The following is a 17,828-nucleotide window of genomic DNA, read 5'->3' as shown; positions in this document are numbered from 1 at the left end:
ACACGTCACAGGCGTCGTGATCCGCACGACGCCTGCCGCATTTCGCCCCATCCCTCGCAACGCGCCGCCCGTCTCCACGAACGAAGCTTCCGGCGGGGGCATCGCCGGAAGCTCGTCGAGCAGTCAGAGGTTCAACAGCCCAGCTTCAAAAGTTGCGCTGGGCGCGCAGCAGCATGCTCACCGTGTCCTGGTCCTTGAGCTGGTAGATCGCGGCCGGCTTCGCCGTGCTCGTCACGGCCGGAGCAATCGCCGTGCCCGAGTATTTCTGGTCGAGGTGGCTGTAGGTCACGTCGGCCGAGAAGGTGAGGCCCTTGACCGGCGTCCATCGGGTGATGAGGCCGATCTGTCCGAGATTGAAGTCGGGATTGCAGGTCGAGCCCGCGGTCAGCATCCCGGTGGCGGCGATGCCGGCACAGATGAGGCTCGATCCCGTCTGGCCATAGCGCACCTGGGCATAGGCGCCGTACAGCGCCGTATTCCAGCGCGGATCCCAATTGTGGGTGAAGGCGCCGCGCATGCCCCAGGTCTGCACGGTCGACAGGCCCGTGCCGGTGCCGAACACCGCGTCGCCGACGCCGGCGAAGCCGATGCTCTGATAGGCGCCGGCTACGCCCGTGCTGCCATACATCGAATAGGTCGTGTTGGCGAGGCTCTGGAAGTTGTAGCGGCTCGCGCCGTCGGTGTAGACCGCCTGCAGGTTGACGACGTCGCCCGGACCGGTCGGGATGTTCTTGATCGACAGCGCCAGTTGCGCGGCCCAGCCCCACTTGTCGGAGGGATGACCCGAGGTCTCGGACGCGCCGTAATAGGCGGCATGATTGTCATGCGCGGCGAACGACGCCTGGAAGATGCCCCACGCCTGGTCGACGCGAACCATGCCGATGATGTCGGGAGACACCGTCCCGCCGAAGCTGCTCGAGCCATAATTGCCGCCGAGCACGCCGGCCGCGGTGATGCCCGAGGTGTTCCAGATGTTGGTGGTGAAGAACTGCGTCTGGTCTTCCAGCGAGACCGCGGCGGTGATGCCCTGGCCGAAATCGGCGGTGTAGGTGAACTGGTTGACGCCGTTGTTGGAGCCGCTGCCGCCGACCAGGCCGTCGAAATTGTTGCCAGGATAGTTGGTCCAGGGCGCGTCGAAGGTCGACACGGCCTTGCCCATCGTGAATCCGGCGAACTGGATGAAGGCGTAGTAGACGCCGACGATGCCGCCCGAGATGGCGTCGCCGGTGTAGGACGTCGCGCCGGCGCCCGCACCGCCATAGGAGCCCGAGGTCCAGTTCAGCACGGTCTCGAAATAGGTACGCACCACGCCATATTCGGTCGCGGTGCGCGTATCGATGTTCAGATCCTGGCGCGAACGGGTCTGATAGCGGTTGCTCAGGCGGTTATCGGCGCCGGCCTGGCCTGAATAGGCGCCACCATAGTTGCTGTTGGTCCACAGCGCGGTCTCGGCGCGCAGATAGCCGCCGAGCTTGATGCAGGTGTCGGTACCGGGAATGTAGTAGAAGCCCGTGCCGTACAGCGAGCACACCTTCACATATTCGACGGCTTTGGCCTTCAGTGGAAGATCCGCAGCCTGCGCCGCCGCGGCGGACAATATCACTGCTCCCGTTCCGAGTAGCAGGCCCCTCAACGTCTTCATTTCCCGTTTCTCCGGTTGACGGCGATGCACACGGCCCCCCGCGTGTCGCCTCTGGCTTCGCCAGATTGCCGCTCCCACACCTCTGATTCCGACGACGGCTCGATCAGCGCGGCCGGCGGAATGGTTGAAAGAAGTGTGCATGAGCCAATTTCAATTTGATGAATGCGCTCTGCTTTGTTCGAAGCCCACTCGATCGTCGTTAACACGCTGCTCGCACGCACCAGCATCGACGCAGTCACGCCGCGGTTTTGGCCTCGCGGTGTCGATTTGTTAATGGTGATAATCGTGAATAGGTTAGATGGGAATCCCGAACAATCCCGGTGCACATCGCAAGCTGCGCACATCATGGCGCGTTCGCAGCGCCGCTGCCGACGCGCGATTGACCTCTCCAGCCTCGCAACGCGATCTCAGCGACGGTTGGGCTCGACGTGAATCGACGTTCGATGTGACGTCGCTGCTACCAACCCGCGTGCGTCGTAATCCGCCGCGCGCGACATTGCCTCGAGCGTGACGCCGCTGCGCCAGCGCTTGACGAAGTCGAGAAAGACCTGCAGCGGCATCGGCGGTTGCCGGCGGCTCGGATGGTACAGGAACAGTCCGGGCGTCGCGTAGCGCCAGCCGGGCAGCAGCCGCATTAGCCGTCCCTCGGCCAGATGCGACTCGATCATCGGCTCGACGAGATACGCGACGCCGATGCCGTCGAGCGCGGCATTCAGCGCCAGATCGAAGTCGTTGACGATAAGGGAGCCGTCCACGGCAATCTCGGTGCGCTCGCCGCCCTTTTCGAAGATCCAGGGCTGCAGCGTATCGTCGGCAGGGACCCGATGTCGGATGCAATTATGGGCCTGGAGATCCTCGGGCACGGCCGGCGCGGGATGCGCCGCGAGATAGCCGGGGGCGGCAACCGCAACGAAGCTGCACTCGTCGAAGACGCGGATGACCTTCATGTCGCGCTCCACCCGGTGGCCGGATCTGATGCCGGCATCAAAGCGATTGCGCACGATGTCACTGTTGGTGTCGTCGACAGCCAGTTCGATATGGATGTCCGGGTATTCGGCCAGGAATGACCTGATCAGGGGCCCGAGCCCTCTCACGGCGAACACACGGGATACGGTCAGGCGCAGGGTACCCATCGGCTTGTCGCGGAACGCGTTGATGCTCTCGATGGCCTGGTCGACCCGTTCGAGAATCGGCTGGATCTCCGCCAGCAGGCGCTCGCCGGCCTCGGTGAGGGCCACGCTGCGCGTCGTCCGGTTGAACAGCCTGACGTCCAGCCGCTCCTCGAGGCTCTTGATGGTCTGGCTGATGGTCGGCAAGGAGCAGCCGAGATGAGCGGCCGCCTTGGTGAAGCTCAACGAATCCGCGACGGCTGCGAAAGCGGAGAGCTCGGACAGCTGAACCCGTGCCATCGCTAGGCGTACTGCGCCCGGCGTTGGTCCGCATCGTGCTGAAACATCCACATCCCCCTGATACGCCGCGTCGTGCGGCTGGGACGACTTCGCCAGCGTCGTCCCGACCGATCAGGCACATCAATCTTCCATCAGGAAGCTTACGCCCGGATCACCATCCCGCGCCGCAGAGCTAGGTGCGACGTGATCATTCCGCAAGCATCGAAGTGATGTCGAAACGATCACAAATCCGCGCCTGATCGCCGGACCACCATCGCAGGATCGACTTACCTGACCTAGGCAGATATTTTTTCCACCAATTGGGGGGGCGATCGATGCGGTGTCCTTGGTGGATGACCCGCAACACCACGCGCGATGGCGTGCCCACGGCAACAGCTGGAACTCGCGGGAGTCGCGGTCGAGCGACCATTATGCACAGGACCCGTGCGCCGCGCGAAGGTTCGGAGGTCGTTCGCCGTATCGACGCCTCAACTGGCCTTGCGTGAGCGTGCGGTGGTTCGTGCCGGCTTCTCCGACTTCTTCGGCTCCTCGGCCTTCTTCGGCTCGTCCTTGGCCTTCTTGCCGCTGATCGGCAGCAGCATCTCGCGCTGGCCTTCGACGCGCTTCTTCGGCTTCTTGGCCTTGGCCTTCGGCGCGGGGGCGCCAGCGGTGGGCGCCTTGTCACCCTCGCTGGCAAGGCTGCGCTTCAGGGCGTCCATCAGGTTGATGACGTTGCCGCTCGACTTCGGTGCAGCCTTGGCGGCGATGGTCACGCCGCTGCGCTTCTTGTTGATGAGCTCGATCAGCGCGGCCTCGTAATGATCCTCGAAGTTCTCCGGCTGGAAGTCGGCCGATTTCTTCTCGACGATGTGCTTGGCGAGATCCAGCATGTCGCTGGTGATCTTCACATCCTGGATGTCGTCGAAATATTCCTCCTCGTTGCGCACCTCGTAAGGGTAGCGCAGCAGCGTTCCCATCAGGCCCTTGCCGAGCGGCTCCAGCGCGATGATGTGCTCGCGATTGGTGAGCACGACCCGGCCGATCGCGACCTTGTCCATGCTGCGGATGGTCTCGCGAATGACCGCGAAGGCGTCGTGGCCGACCTTGCCGTCGGGGACGAGATAATAGGGACGGATCAGATAGCGGCTGTCGATATCGGTGCGCGGCACGAACTCGTCGATCTCGATCGTGTGCGTCGATTCCAGCGCGATGTCCTCGAGCTCGTCCTTGGTGACCTCGATGTAGGTGTCGGTGTCGACCTTGTAGCCCTTGACGATGTCGTCATTGGCGACTTCCTCGCCGGTCTCGGCATCGACCCTGCTGTATTTGATGCGGTGGCCGGTCTTGCGGTTGATCTGGTTGAAGGAGACCTTCTCGGACTCCGATGTCGCCGGATAGAGCGCGACCGGACAGGTCACGAGCGACAGGCGCAGAAAACCCTTCCAATTGGCGCGCGGGGCCATGACCTACTCCACTTAACTCCGAACTAACGGCTTGCTCCGAACCGGACTGCTGCGGGCGTCGTTCTCGCGGCAGCCGCGAGGATAACACCCGAGGCTGCGGATTCAACAAGCTGGCCGGCAGATTCTCGGATCGGCGTTAACCCGTCGCAGGGGGCGCCGCCCGGAACATCATCTGGCTGCCGACGTTGCCAACGGGAGTGCGTGACAGAGCGCTTCTTCACCGCTCGGAATGCGAATAACAGCGAGCTGAGGGCACCATGGCAGCCAGGCGACCGACGCAGATCGTCGAGACCCCCACCGAAGCGCGGCAGGGTGAGCCTGGACCGTCCGTCCTGGCGATCCTGGCCATCTCCACCGGACTGGCGCTGCTCGTGCTCGGCCTGGTCTGGTTCGTGTTCTTCCGCACCTGACGCGACCGTTCGATCCGCTCCGTTACGTGGCCGGGGAGGGGAACGGGGGGAGCAACGTCCGTCCGCGTCCCCCAGGTCCGCGTTCGAGCCCCGCCATCCGTGCGGCGGGTCTTCTCATGCCCGTCCTTCAGAGCTTATATCCGCCCCAATTCTGTCGGCCCCTGCCGGCGGTCCCGATCGAGATGACCAAAAAGTAACCTGGTCGCTCGGGTTCCGTTCATGCACGGTTCACGGCCTTCCGGTTCATCTTGAGGGCGGAAATCGTGCAGTTCAGCTTTGGAGGCAAGCGTGCGTCTGCTCGTTGTCGAGGACGATCCGGATCTCAACCGTCAGCTCACCACGGCCCTGAGCGACGCCGGCTACGTCGTGGACCGTGCGTTCGACGGTGAGGAAGGGCACTATCTGGGCGACAGCGAGCCCTACGACGCTGTCGTGCTGGACATCGGCCTGCCCAAGATGGACGGCATCTCGGTGCTGGAGGCGTGGCGGCGCAATGGCCGGGCGATGCCGGTCTTGATTCTCACCGCCCGCGACCGCTGGAGCGACAAGGTCCAGGGCTTCGACGCCGGCGCCGACGACTACGTGGCCAAGCCCTTCCACCTGGAAGAGGTGCTGGCGCGCATCCGCGCGCTGCTGCGCCGCTCGGCCGGCCACGCCCAGAGCGAGCTGACCTGCGGGCCGGTCACCCTCGACACCCGCACCGGCAAGGTCAGCGTGTCGGGCAACCCCGTCAAGATGACCTCACACGAATACCGCCTGCTGTCCTATCTGATGCATCATTCCGGCCGCGTCGTCTCGCGCAGCGAGCTGGTCGAGCATCTCTACGACCAGGACTTCGACCGCGACTCGAACACGATCGAGGTGTTCGTCGGCCGCATCAGGAAAAAGCTCGACTGCGACGTCATCCAGACCGTGCGCGGTCTCGGCTACCTGCTGACCCCGCCGCCGGCCGCTGGCGCCTGATCCGTTTCCGGAGCCAGCCATTCGAGGTGGCCGGGCGCCGGCCGTTTCGCTAGTTTGCGGTCATGCGCCAGAGTTCACTTGCCACCCGGTTGTTCCTGTCCGCGACCGCGTGGCTCGTGGTCATCCTCGCCATCACCGGCATCGTGCTGTCCTCGGTGTATCGCAATGCGACCGAGCGCGCCTTCGATCGCCGGCTCAACCTCTATCTCCGCACCCTGATCGCCGAGGTCGCCACCCCCGACGATCCGCCGGACCGCCAATTCCAGTCCTTGGGCGAGCCGCTGTTCGAGCTGCCGCTGTCCGGCTGGTACTGGCAGATCACCCGTACCGACGCCGAGAAGCCGGAGGTACGGGCCTCGCGCTCGCTGTGGGACAAGAAGCTGCCCAAGCTGGAGGAGCAGGGGATCGAGCTGACGGCGGCCGGGATCCGGATCGGCTATGTCGAAGGGCCGGAGAACCAGGACCTGCGCATGGTCGAGCGCCCGGTGGATCTCGGCTCCGACGGCAAGTTCCTGGTCAGCGTCGCAGGCGATGCCTCGGAGATCTTCGACGAGACCCGCAGCTTCGACTACTACCTCGGCGGCACCTTCACCGCGCTCGGGATCGTGCTGCTGCTCACGACCATCTTCCAGGTCCGCTATGGCCTCGCGCCGCTGAAACGCATCTCCGAATCGATCGCCGACATCCGGTCCGGGCGCGCCGAGCGGCTGGAAGGGGAGTTTCCGGTGGAGATCGCGCCGCTGGCCCGCGAAACCAACGCGCTGATCGATGCCAATCGCGAGATCGTCGAGCGGGCGCGCACGCATGTCGGCAATCTCGCCCATGCCATCAAGACGCCGCTCTCCGTCATCGTGAACGAAGCGGCGACCCATGCGGCGGACCCGTTCGCGGCCAAGGTCATGGAGCAGGCGGACGTCATGCGCGACCAGGTCGCCCACCACCTCGAGCGGGCGCGGATCGCCGCGCGTGTCACCATCGTATCCACCGTGACGGAGGTGGCGCCGGCCATCGAGGCGCTGCGCCGCACCATGGAAAAGATCTACCGCGACCGCAGCATCGTGGTCGAGGCGACCGCCGATCCCGCCGCGAGGTTTCGCGGCGAGCGCCAGGATCTGGAGGAGATGGTCGGCAATCTGGTCGACAATGCCTGCAAATGGGCGGCTTCGCGGGTCTCGGTCGAGCTCACCGTGGAGCCGCCGGCCCAGTCCGGGGCCTCGCCGATGCTGCGGATCGTGGTCGATGACGATGGCCGCGGCCTCTCGGCGGCCGAGCGCGCCCAGGTGCTGCGGCGCGGCCAGCGGCTGGACGAATCCAAGCCGGGGTCGGGGCTCGGGCTGTCGATCGTCACCGATCTGGCTGCGCTCTATGGCGGCCGCCTGACCCTGGGCGATGCCCCGACCGGGGGACTGCGGGCGGAGCTGAGACTTCCCGGCGTTTGACGGGGCGGCGAATTTCGCCATCCTAAAGGTGTTCTTAATACCGCGGACGCTATGGTTCGGGCAGGGGTGCGCGATGTGCGCTCTCGCCGTGGAAATTTGCACGCCGGCGCATGGGTCAGACAGCTCACGAGCGGTTAAGGGAATATCTCGGGCAGCTGCCGCCGAACGCGCAGTCGCTCCTGATGCGCGAATTCGAGCGCGCCATCGAGCGCGGCCAGGACGTCGCCGTGGCGACCCTGGTGCTCGAGCAGTTGCGCAAGGTGGTGCGGCCCGTCGCGCCGCCGGCTCCCGCTCCAACAGCCGACCCGGCCCGGCCCCAACCCGCCATCGAGGTCGCCCGTCCGCAAGGCCGCGACGAGCGCCGCCAGAGCGGCGATGGCCCGCGTCGGCTGTTCCGGCCGCTCGACCCGTTCCTCACCGATTCCACCGGTCCTCTCCGTCCCGGCCAGATCCGCCGTGCCTCGCTGCTGCCGGTCTGGCAGTGGCTCGGTCGCGAAGGCGCGCCGGAGCGCTACGCCGAATTCGAGGCCGCGATGTCGGTCTCCGGCGACAGTTCGCGCGAGGTCGAGATGGCCGCACGCAAGCTGCAGCGCGCCGCCGCCGAGGCGCTGATGAACCTCGTCGGCCCCAACGCGACCGGCGACCGCCAGCGCGCGCTGGCCCGCATCGGCGCCCCCAGCGTGATCGAGGATCTGCTGCCGATCGCGCTGGTGCTGCAGAACCGCGAGGCGCTCGACGGCCTCAATGGCCGGTTGCCCGGCATCATCCGCGTGCTCGGCGATTCGCAGATCGCCTCCGTCACCGAAGCCATCAACGTGCCGTCGCTGCAGACGCCCTCGATGCTGCCGTTCGCATTGTCGCTGGTGATGCAGCGGCTCGCCGCGCCCTGGCAGATCATCCGGCTCGCCACCAAGATCGCCGCCTCCGACGACGAGATCAGGGTCGCCGCGACCCCGTTCGGCGTCGCCGTCACCATCGCGCTCAACGATCTCGCCGGTCTCGCCTCGGTGCTGCGCGCCGACATCCGGCGCGGTCATTTCTCCGATCTCGGCGATACGCTGAAGACGCTGCATGACGGCGTTCGCGGCCTGCGCACCGAGCTCGACCTGCGCTCGGAATCGAACTGGGGCAAGCAGCTCACCGCGATCCGCGCCGACATCTCCAATGCCCTGCAATCGGAGATCGACAGCGTGCCTGGCCGCGTCCGCCGCATCCTGCGCCAGCGCGCCGACAAGGACATTCCGGCCGGCGCCGGCGTCGATGGCAGCGAGGTCGAGGAGGTGGCTGCACTGATCGAGTTCGTCGCCGTCTGCCGCAACTATGCCAGCGAGCTCGCGATCAACGAGGTGACGCTGCGGACCTATTCCGATCTGCAGCAATATGTCGAGAAGGCCACCGAAGCGCTGGTGCAGTCGCTGCGCTCGGGCGACGCGCGGGCGCGCGCCTATCGGCAGTCGCAGGTGTCGGCGGCGATCCGCTTCTGTCACGTCCTGTTCGGCAACGACTACGCCCAATTGATGAGCAGGTCGGCCGAGAACGCGATGAACGGCGAGCGAAAATCCTCGCGCGCCGGTTGAGATTTTCTGCTAGTCTGTCGACGTTTTTGATTTTGCAATTTCAGGTTGACCTCGCCCCGGGGCCACGCATAGGTTCCGCCAAGTTCCATCCATTTTCATCAAGACCATGATTTCCGTCATCAACTTCGTCGAGGTCGAGAACCGCGTCGTCCGCGCGACCTATCGCAACCTCATGATCAAGGCCAAGGTCGTGCTCGTCGACAAGACGAGCGGGGCGCCACTTCCCGATCCCGTCACCACCATCGCCTCGCCGGTCCCGGTCGGGTCGCTGCGGATCAGGCTCACCGACCATGTCCGGCCGGGGACCTATTTCCTTATGGCCCTGAACGGGCACGGCAGCTATCTCGCCAAGAGCGCCGAGTTCGAGGTCCCCTAATTACGTAATCCTCCTGAGTTTTTTGGCGCGGACGGCTGCGCTACCACGGCGGCAAATGTGAATTGCCGCCGGGAACGGTGCTGGTTAAAAGCGGCGCGAGGCGCGCCTGCCGGTGGGCGCTGACTGGAACTCTGTCCGATGACTCTCTGGTTCGTGTTCGCCGTGATGACGGCCGCGGCGATCTTCGCCGTCCTGCTGCCGCTCGGCCTGGGCGCGCGGGCCGCGTCTGGTGGTCGCGAGGTCGTCGTCTACAAGGACCAGCTGGCCGAGATCGAGCGCGACGTCGAAACCGGGCTGATCGGCAAGGTCGAGGCGGAAGCCGCGCGGGTCGAGATCGGCCGCCGCCTTCTGGCTGCCGCCGACCAGGAGGGCGAGGCCGCGGGGAAGCCGAGCCTCGGCCTGCGCCGCGCGGCGGCCGTGCTGGCGCTGATCGGGGTGCCGATCGTGGCGCTCGCGGTCTACCTGCCGCTCGGCTCGCCGCAACTGCCGGATTTCCCGCTCACCGCACGCGCGGCGCCGCCCAACGGGACGCAGCCGCTGGAAACGCTGGTGGCGCAGGTCGAGCAGCACCTGCAGAAGAACCCGACCGACGGCCGCGGCTGGACCGTGCTCGCCCCGGTGCTGGCGCGGCTCGGCCGCACCGATGACGCGATTCGGGCCTATCGCAACATGATCACCTATGCCGGCGACGGCGCGGCCAAGCGCGCCGATCTCGGCGAGATGATCACGGCCGCCGCTGGCGGCGTCGTCACCGCCGAGGCCAAGGCGGAGTTCGAGCGCGCCCATGCGCTCGAGGCCGAGGAGCCGAAGTCGAACTACTATCTCGGTCTCGCCGCCGAGCAGGACGGCCGCAAGGACGATGCGGCCAACATCTGGCGGGCGATGCTGGGCAAGGCGCCGGCGGATGCGCCGTGGCGGCCGCTGGTGACGGCGGCGCTCGGCCGGGTCGGCGGCGGCGAGGTGCCGGCGCTGCCGAGCGAGGCGATGGCCGCGGCCAAGAGCATGAGCGACGGTGACCGCGAGACGATGATCCGCGGCATGGTCGACCGGCTGGCGGCGCGGCTGAAGCAGAATGGCGACGACGTCGAGGGCTGGTTGCGCCTGGTGCGCGCCTACGTCGTGATGGGCGATCTCGACAAGGCCAAGGGGGCGTTGTCGGATGCGCGGCAGGCGGTGTCCGGCGATGCCGAGCGGTTGCGGCAGCTCAACGAGGGCGTGAAGACTTTCGGCTTGGATGGATGAGCGGCGCTTCCGCCGCCAACGGGATCAAGGGATGACACGCAAGCAGAGGCGTTTGACGATCATCGGCGGGGCGCTGTTCGTGCTCGCGGTCGCCGCAGGGCTGGTGCTCAACGCGCTGCGCGACTCCATCGTGTTCTTCTCGACCCCGACCATGGTCGCAGAGAAACATATCGGGCCGGGCAAGCGCTTCCGGCTCGGCGGCCTGGTGCAGCCGGGCTCGCTGAAGCGCGGCGACGATCTCGCCGTCAGCTTCGAGGTCGCCGATGGCGGCGCCAAGCTGCCGGTCGCCTACAAGGGCATCCTGCCGGATCTGTTCCGCGAAGGGCAGGGCGTCGTCGCCGAGGGCGCGCTCGATGCCGACGGCGTGTTCAAGGCCGACACCGTGCTCGCCAAGCACGACGAGACCTACATGCCGAAGGAAGTCGCCGATGCCCTGAAGAAGCAGGGCCATTGGAAGGACGATTACGGCAAGCCGAAAGGCGGCGCCAAACCGGGCCCGGTGTCGATGCGCGAGGGCACTGACAAGAGCGCGGCAGGAGCGACGCAGTGATTGCAGAGAGCGGACATTACGCCCTGGTGCTGGCGCTTGCGCTGGCGCTGATTCAGTCCACCGTGCCGATGCTCGGCGCGTATCAGCGTGACGTCGCCCTGATGAATGTCGGCCGCTCGGCCGCGCTGGCGCAATTGCTGTTCGCCGGTCTCTCCTTCATCGCGCTGATCACGTTGCACGTGACCTCGGATTTCTCCGTCGCCAACGTGTTCGAGAACTCGCACTCGATGAAGCCGCTGCTCTACAAGATCACCGGCGTGTGGGGCAACCACGAAGGCTCGATGCTCTTGTGGGTGTCGATCCTGGCGCTGTTCGGCGCCATGGTCGCGGCCTTCGGCAACAATCTGCCGCTGTCCTTGCGCGCCCGCGTGCTCGCGGTGCAGGCCTGGGTGGCGACCGCGTTCTATCTGTTCATCCTGACCACATCGAATCCGTTCGCGCGCCTCGCCAACCCGCCGATCGAGGGCCGCGATCTCAATCCGGTGCTGCAGGACATCGGCCTCGCCGTGCATCCGCCGATGCTCTATCTCGGCTATGTCGGCTTCTCGATCTCGTTCTCGTTCGCAATCGCAGCCCTGCTCGAAGGCCGCATCGATGCCGCCTGGGCGCGCTGGGTGCGGCCGTGGACCCTGATGGCCTGGATCTTCCTGACGCTCGGCATCGCCATGGGCTCGTACTGGGCCTATTACGAGCTCGGCTGGGGCGGCTGGTGGTTCTGGGACCCGGTCGAGAACGCCTCGCTGATGCCCTGGCTCGCCGGCACCGCGCTGCTGCACTCCGCTGTCGTCATGGAGAAGCGCAACGCGCTCAAGGTCTGGACCATCCTGCTGTCGATCCTGACCTTCTCGCTGTCCCTGCTCGGCACCTTCCTGGTGCGCTCCGGCGTCATCACCTCGGTGCACGCCTTCGCCAGCGATCCGACGCGCGGCGTGTTCATCCTCGGCATCCTCGTGCTGTTCATCGGCGGCAGCCTGACGCTGTTCGCCGGCCGCGCCACCGCGCTGAAGCAGGGCGGGCTGTTCGCGCCGATCTCGCGCGAAGGCGCGCTGGTCTTGAACAATCTGCTGCTCACCGTGTCCTGCGCCACCGTGCTGTTCGGCACGCTGTACCCGGTGATCATGGAGGCGCTCGACTTCAAGCTCTCGGTCGGCGCGCCGTTCTACAACATCACCTTCGGCCCCTTGTTCGCGCTCTTGCTGCTGATGGTGCCGTTCGGCCCGATGCTGGCGTGGAAGCGCGGCGACCTCGTCGCGGCGGCCCAACGGCTGCTCGCGGCCGGCGTCACGGCGCTGGTGGCGATCGCGATCGTCTGGGCCTGGGCGCGCGGCGGCAGCGCGCTGGCGCCGCTCGGCATCGGTCTCGGCGTGTTCGTCATCACCGGCTCGGTCGTCGATCTGGTCGAGCGCAGCGGCGTGGCCCGCGTGCCGTTCAAGACGGCGCTGCACCGGACCCGCGGCCTGCCGCGCTCGGTGTGGGGCACGGCGTTCGCGCATGCCGGCCTCGGCATAGCGCTGCTCGGCATCGTCTGCGAGACCACCTGGAACAGCGAGCTGATCAGCACCTTGCGTCCGGGCGACGTGCGCAATCTCGCCGGCTACCAGATCAAGTTCGACGGCATGAGCCAGCGCCAGGGCCCGAACTTCAGCGAGGTCGTCAGCACCTTCGTCATCAGCGAGGACGGCAGGCAGCTCAGCGTCCTGACGCCGAGCAAGCGCAGCTTCGCCACCCGCGGCATGTCGACGACGGAAGCCGCGCTGATGACGCGCGGCGTCAGCCAGCTCTACGTCTCGCTCGGCGATGCCACCGCCGACGGCGGCCTCGCCGTGCGCATCTATCACAAGCCGCTGGTGCTCTTGATCTGGTTCGGTCCGGTGCTGATGGCGTTCGGCGGCCTGCTGTCGCTGTCCGACCGGCGCCTGCGCGTCGGCGCGCCGCGGCCGGCGCGCGCCGCGCGCGCGCTGCAGCCGGCGGAGTAGGGCGGATGCGACGCAGTCTCGGCTTCCTCGCGCTCGCGCTGCTGCTGTTGAGCTCGCCGGTGGCGCATGCGGTGCAGCCCGACGAGGTCATGTCGGACACCGCCAAGGAGCAGCGCGCCCGCGCGCTGTCGCGCGAGCTGCGCTGCATGGTCTGCCAGAACCAGTCGATCGACGATTCCGATGCGCCGCTGGCGCGCGACCTGCGCCTGCTGGTGCGCGAGCGTCTCGCCGCCGGTGATAGTGACAATCAGGTGCTGGACTTCCTGGTCGCGCGCTACGGCCAGTTCGTGCTGCTCAAGCCGCGCTTCGAGCGCCAGACCCTCCTGCTGTGGCTGCTGCCGCCGGTGCTGCTGCTCGGCGGCGGCCTGGCGCTGTGGTGGCAGGTCCGCCGTCGCGGCCAGCGCGGCCCGGAGGCCACGCCGAAGCTGACGGCCGAGGAGGAGGCGCGCCTCGCCGCGCTGATGGCCGCCGAGCAGCCGCCGGCGACGTGATGATCCGCTAACGCCACGATCCCCTGCCAGTTAGTTACTCCGTCATGCCCGGGCTTGACCCGGGCATCCACGTGGATCCCAGAGTGCCGGACGACGTGGATGGCCGGGTCAAGCCCGGCCATGACGACGGAGAGAGGCGGGCTGAAAGCGCGCGTGGTGCGAATGCCGGCTGTCGCGAGTAAGAAGCGTGCGCAGCAAATGAGAACGCGCCGTCGATCCGCAAAACCCCCGTGCTTTCCCGTGCTCCGCACCTACCCGCGCTTTCAGCTTATTTTACCTTTGTCTGGAAGTGTGCGTTGACATTCCGTCTGACGTACCCGGGCAAAGCCGATGTTCTCCAACAGCAATCTGACGATCCGCTTCCTCGTGGGAGGCGTCGTCGCCTCTCTCCTCATGCTGTTGGCGATCGGCGGCGGCACCGGCTTCATCGCGGTGCTCTATCTCAACAACCAGATCACCAGCCTGTCGTCGGACTTCGCCAATCTCAGCGGTCCCGCCCGTGATCATGCGATGCTGATCTATCAGCAGGCGCAGTCGGCGTTCTCCTACTTCCTGATGGCCTGCGCGGCCATCGCCGTGTTCGCCAGCGCCGTCTGCCTGATGACCTATGCCGCCGTGCAGAACGGCATCCTGCGCCCGCTCGCCGCGATGGTCTCGGCCATGCGCGACGTCGCCGACCAGAAATACGACACGTCGATTCCCGGCCTCGGCCTCAGCAACGAGATCGGCCAGCTCGCGGGCGCGCTCGAGGTGTTCAAGACCAACGGCATCGAGCGCCAGCGCCTCACCGCGCGCGAATTGCAGGAGGCGCAGCGCCAGGGCGAGCGCTCGCGCTTTCTCGACGGCCGCATCCATTCCTTCAACGACCTCGTCGCCAGCGTCGTCAGCAGCGTGGCGTCCTCGGCCATCCGGCTGAAGAGCAATGCCGAGACCCTGTCGCGCGCCGCCAACGACACCTCGGCCAAGGCGAATGCGGTCGAGGCCGCCGCCAACCACGCCAATCGCAGCGTCCAGACCGTGGCCGGCTCGACCGAGGAGATGACGAGCTCGATCGGCACCATCAGCCGCCGCGTCTCCGACGCCACCCAGCGCGCCGAGGGCGCGGCCTCGCAGGCCGAGAAGAGCAAGAACACCATCCACGCGCTGTCGGACGCCGCCGAGAAGATCGGCGCCGTCGTCCAGCTGGTGCAGGCGATCGCCTCGCAGACCAATTTGCTGGCGCTGAACGCCACCATCGAGGCCGCCCGCGCCGGCGAGGCCGGCCGAGGCTTTTCGGTCGTCGCCTCGGAGGTGAAGAACCTTGCCAACCAGACCAGCAAGGCGACCGACGAGATCTCGGCCCACGTCGCCAGCATCCAGGGCATCACCGCCGAGACCCGCGGCGCCATCGACGGCATCTCGACCACGCTCAGCGAGATCAGCGCCATCATGTCCGGCATCGAGGTCGACACCTCGCAGCAGCGCAACGCCACCCAGGACATCTCCCGCAGCGTCCAGGAAGCCGCCCGCGGCACCCTCGACGTCTCCAACCACATCGCCCAGATCAGCTCCACCTCCGCCGAAACCGGCCGCCTCGCCTCTGAGGCCCGCGACGCCGCCGGCGAGCTGTCGCAACAGGCCGAGACGCTGAAGCGCGAGGTCGATGCGTTCATCGTGAGCGTGAAGGCAAGTTGATCGGGCGGCTAGCGCCGCGCGACAACAGCCAGCCATCATCTCCGCCGTCATTCCGGGGCATTCGCGGCACGCGAATGAGCCCGGAATCCATAACCACGAGCGGTTGTGGTGGCGACGGGCCGTTTCGGCGTATTGCTCCACCAACTGCGAGTCGTGGCTATGGATTCCGGGCTCGCGCTCACGCGCGCCCCGGAATGACGGCGGCGAGAGCGTCGTCCCCGCCATGACGCGAAGCCGTCGCCCAGCCCTCCGCTGTCGTCCCTGCGAACGCAGGGACCCATAGCCACAGGGAGATGCTGTTGTGCGGGATGTCGGACCAGTCTTGTTTCACGACAACCGCCGCGGAGTATGGGTCCCTGCGTTCGCAGGGACGACATCGGAGTTGGTGGAGGCCGCTCGCGTCACACCGGCAGCTGCGAGCCGCGGCCGTCTAACCCGCTATTAGCAAATACCGCTCATCGTGCACATGCATAGCTCTGAGTCGCCGGACAGGCGGCCGATGCTGCGGGGCAGGCGCGTAGCGACGTCAGTTCGCCCGCCTGCCGCTCTTGGGGGAGCGGACGAGGACATGATGAGCTTGAAGATCAGGGGGCGTCTCTACGCCGGCTTTGCGGCGCTCATCGTCGCCGGCGCTGTGATGGCGGCCGTGGCGGTGTGGAATCTGTGGCGGTGCGCGACCAGGTCGCGAGCATGTCGGCGCTGTCGGACGCGACCGCGCGCATCCTGCAGATCTCCAACCATTTGCAGGCGATCCAGCGCGCCAACCTGCGCTACATCCACGACGCCAACGAGCCGGCGCTCAAGGAGGCGGCCGAGCGCGAGGCGGCGGCGACGGCGCTGCTGCAGGCGGCCACCGCCGGTTGGCTGTCGGCGGAGCAGCGCAAGCTCTATGGCGATCTCACCGGCGAGATCGCGCAGATGAAGACCCAGCGCGATCAGTTGCAGGATGCGGTCAAGCAGATGAAGACCGGCCGCGCCGCGCTGCTGCCGGGCGGCGAGGACCTCGCCGCCAAGGCCGCCAAGCTGTCGATCGCCGCGCGCATCAGCAAGGAGCCGGAGGTCATGACCGCGGTCGCGGACATCGACGCCCGCCTGCAGCTCGTCCGCATCGCGACCTGGCGCTTCCTGGCGCTGCGCGACACCAAGTCCGCCTCCGCCTTCCGCGCCGGCGTCGACAATGTCGAGCAGCGGCTCGCCACGCTGGAGGGCGCGTCGCCGCCGGCGGGCGTGCTGGCCGCGATCGCGCCGGTGAAGGCCTCGCTGGAGCTGAACAAGACCGCGTTCGAGGCCACCGCCGCCGCCGCACTGAAGTCCGAGGACATCTACGCCACCGCGATCGAGCCGCTGATCGCCCGGAGCATCGACACGCTCAAGGCCGCCGAAACGGGCGTGAATGCCGACTATCACGCTTCTCGCGCGCGCGCCGAGGGCGCCATCGACAGCACCATCTCGCTGCAGATGCTGGTCGGCGCCGCCGCCATCCTGTTCGGCTGCCTCGTCGCGGTCCTGATCGCGCGCAGCATCGTCGGCCCGCTGGCGTCGATGACGCGGGCGATGGGGCGGCTCGCGAGCGGCGACGTCGCCGTCGAAATTCCCGGCCGCGGCGCCCGCGACGAGATCGGCGCCATGGCGACGGCGATCCAGGTGTTCAAGGACAACATGGCCGAGACCGAGCGGCTGCGCGCCGAGCATGCGGACGCCGAAGCGCGGCAGGAGCAGCAGCGCCGGGACGACATGGCGAAGCTCGCCCGCCAGTTCGAGCAGGCCGTCGGCGAGATCGTCGATGCGGTGTCGCACGCCTCGAGCGAGCTCGAAGCCTCCGCCGGCACGTTGACCAGCACCGCGGCACGCGGCCAGGATTTGTCGACGGAAGTCGCCGCTGCCTCGCAGGAGGCGTCATCCAACGTGCAGACGGTGGCCTCCGCCGCCGAGGAGCTGTCGTCCTCGGTCAGCGAGATCTCCCGTCAGGTGCAGGAATCCGCGCGCATCGCGAGCGAAGCCGTGGCGCAGGCCAACCGCACCAATGAGCGCGTCGGCACCCTGTCGAAGGCCGCGACCCGCATCGGCGACGTGCTCGAGCTGATCAGTAGCATCGCCGGCCAGACCAATTTGCTGGCGCTCAACGCCACCATCGAGGCGGCGCGCGCGGGCGAAGCCGGCCGCGGCTTCGCGGTGGTCGCGGCCGAGGTCAAGGCGCTGGCCGAGCAGACTGCGAAAGCCACCGGCGAGATCGCCCAGCAGGTCTCCGGCATCCAGGCCGCCACCGAAGAGTCGGTCGGCTCGATCAAGGAAATCGGCAGCACCATCGGCCGCCTGTCGGAGATCGCAGCGGCCGTCTCCGCCGCCGTCGAAGAGCAGGGCGCCGCCACGCAGGAAATCTCCCGCAACGTCCAGCACGCCGCCAACGGCACCCAGCGCGTCTCCCGCAACATCGACGACGTGCAGCGCGGCGCGTCGGAGACGGGGTCAGCGTCGTCGCAGGTGCTGGCGGCAGCAAGGTCGCTGTCGGCGGAGAGCGGGCGATTGAAGCGGGAGGTCAGCCGGTTCTTGGGATCGTTGCAGGCCGCGTGAGAACGGCCGGCGTACGTGGTGCTTCGACTAGAGGGCGCGTAGGGCGCATTAGTCAATCCGCCATCG

Annotated in this window: 14 protein-coding genes and 1 pseudogene; 11 read left to right on the top strand and 4 right to left on the bottom strand. The window is 67.1% G+C overall.

What is annotated here, in order from left to right:
* Window positions 1–145 precede the first annotated feature (145 nt).
* The 4 genes from QX094_RS00605 to QX094_RS00590 all read right to left on the bottom strand — a co-directional run bounded on the left by QX094_RS00605 (window position 146) and on the right by QX094_RS00590 (window position 4,493).
* On the bottom strand, window positions 146–1,642 hold the full coding sequence (locus tag QX094_RS00605) for a porin (protein WP_315753059.1): 1,497 nt from the start codon (window positions 1,640–1,642) through the stop codon (window positions 146–148).
* A complete protein-coding gene (locus QX094_RS00600; protein ID WP_316171139.1) occupies window positions 1,639–1,869 on the bottom strand; it encodes a hypothetical protein in 231 nt (76 codons plus the stop codon). Before QX094_RS00600 ends, QX094_RS00605 begins: the two co-directional genes overlap by 4 nt.
* A gap of 180 nt (window positions 1,870–2,049) precedes the next feature.
* Window positions 2,050–3,051: a LysR family transcriptional regulator gene (locus QX094_RS00595; protein WP_315716140.1), complete on the bottom strand. Its 1,002-nt coding sequence runs from the start codon at window positions 3,049–3,051 to the stop codon at window positions 2,050–2,052.
* Window positions 3,052–3,518: 467 nt separating this feature from the next.
* The gene (locus tag QX094_RS00590) at window positions 3,519–4,493 is read right to left on the bottom strand and encodes a Ku protein (RefSeq protein WP_316187460.1); all 975 of its coding nucleotides are present in this window, start codon (window positions 4,491–4,493) and stop codon (window positions 3,519–3,521) included.
* A gap of 257 nt (window positions 4,494–4,750) precedes the next feature.
* Here QX094_RS00590 and QX094_RS00585 point away from each other — a divergent pair, with 257 nt between their 5' ends.
* The 11 genes and pseudogenes from QX094_RS00585 (at window position 4,751) to QX094_RS00535 (ending at window position 17,762) form a co-directional block, all read left to right on the top strand.
* On the top strand, window positions 4,751–4,903 hold the full coding sequence (locus QX094_RS00585) for a hypothetical protein (RefSeq protein WP_315739841.1): 153 nt from the start codon (window positions 4,751–4,753) through the stop codon (window positions 4,901–4,903).
* Between the two features lie 288 nt (window positions 4,904–5,191).
* Window positions 5,192–5,866, top strand: a complete 675-nt coding sequence (locus QX094_RS00580) for a response regulator transcription factor (protein ID WP_006614547.1) — start codon at window positions 5,192–5,194, stop codon at window positions 5,864–5,866.
* 62 nt (window positions 5,867–5,928) lie between these two features.
* Window positions 5,929–7,305, top strand: a complete 1,377-nt coding sequence (locus QX094_RS00575) for a sensor histidine kinase (RefSeq protein WP_315716143.1) — start codon at window positions 5,929–5,931, stop codon at window positions 7,303–7,305.
* Window positions 7,306–7,415: 110 nt separating this feature from the next.
* Entirely contained in the window at window positions 7,416–8,882 is a 1,467-nt protein-coding gene (locus tag QX094_RS00570; protein WP_316187458.1) for a hypothetical protein, read from the top strand.
* Between the two features lie 106 nt (window positions 8,883–8,988).
* The gene (locus QX094_RS00565) at window positions 8,989–9,258 is read left to right on the top strand and encodes a hypothetical protein (RefSeq protein ID WP_315716145.1); all 270 of its coding nucleotides are present in this window, start codon (window positions 8,989–8,991) and stop codon (window positions 9,256–9,258) included.
* Window positions 9,259–9,396: 138 nt separating this feature from the next.
* A complete protein-coding gene (gene ccmI, locus QX094_RS00560) occupies window positions 9,397–10,500 on the top strand; it encodes a c-type cytochrome biogenesis protein CcmI (protein WP_316187456.1) in 1,104 nt (367 codons plus the stop codon).
* 31 nt (window positions 10,501–10,531) lie between these two features.
* Entirely contained in the window at window positions 10,532–11,050 is a 519-nt protein-coding gene (gene ccmE, locus QX094_RS00555; protein WP_315753052.1) for a cytochrome c maturation protein CcmE, read from the top strand.
* Window positions 11,047–13,026, top strand: coding sequence for a heme lyase CcmF/NrfE family subunit (locus QX094_RS00550; protein ID WP_316184533.1), 1,980 nt, complete (start codon window positions 11,047–11,049; stop codon window positions 13,024–13,026). Before ccmE ends, QX094_RS00550 begins: the two co-directional genes overlap by 4 nt.
* 5 nt (window positions 13,027–13,031) lie before the next feature.
* Window positions 13,032–13,517 (top strand): cytochrome c-type biogenesis protein, encoded by a 486-nt coding sequence (locus QX094_RS00545; protein WP_316184532.1) that lies wholly within the window; start codon window positions 13,032–13,034, stop codon window positions 13,515–13,517.
* 330 nt (window positions 13,518–13,847) lie between these two features.
* Window positions 13,848–15,191, top strand: a complete 1,344-nt coding sequence (locus QX094_RS00540) for a HAMP domain-containing methyl-accepting chemotaxis protein (RefSeq protein ID WP_316171134.1) — start codon at window positions 13,848–13,850, stop codon at window positions 15,189–15,191.
* Window positions 15,192–15,759: 568 nt separating this feature from the next.
* Window positions 15,760–17,762, top strand: a pseudogene (locus QX094_RS00535) (methyl-accepting chemotaxis protein).
* The last annotated feature ends 66 nt before the right edge of the window (window positions 17,763–17,828 follow it).

Source organism: Bradyrhizobium sp. SZCCHNS1050 (genome assembly GCF_032484785.1).
Taxonomy (GTDB): Bacteria; Pseudomonadota; Alphaproteobacteria; order Rhizobiales; family Xanthobacteraceae; genus Bradyrhizobium.
Note: the sequence above shows the minus strand (reverse complement) of the source record. Positions and strands in the feature narration are given on the sequence as shown.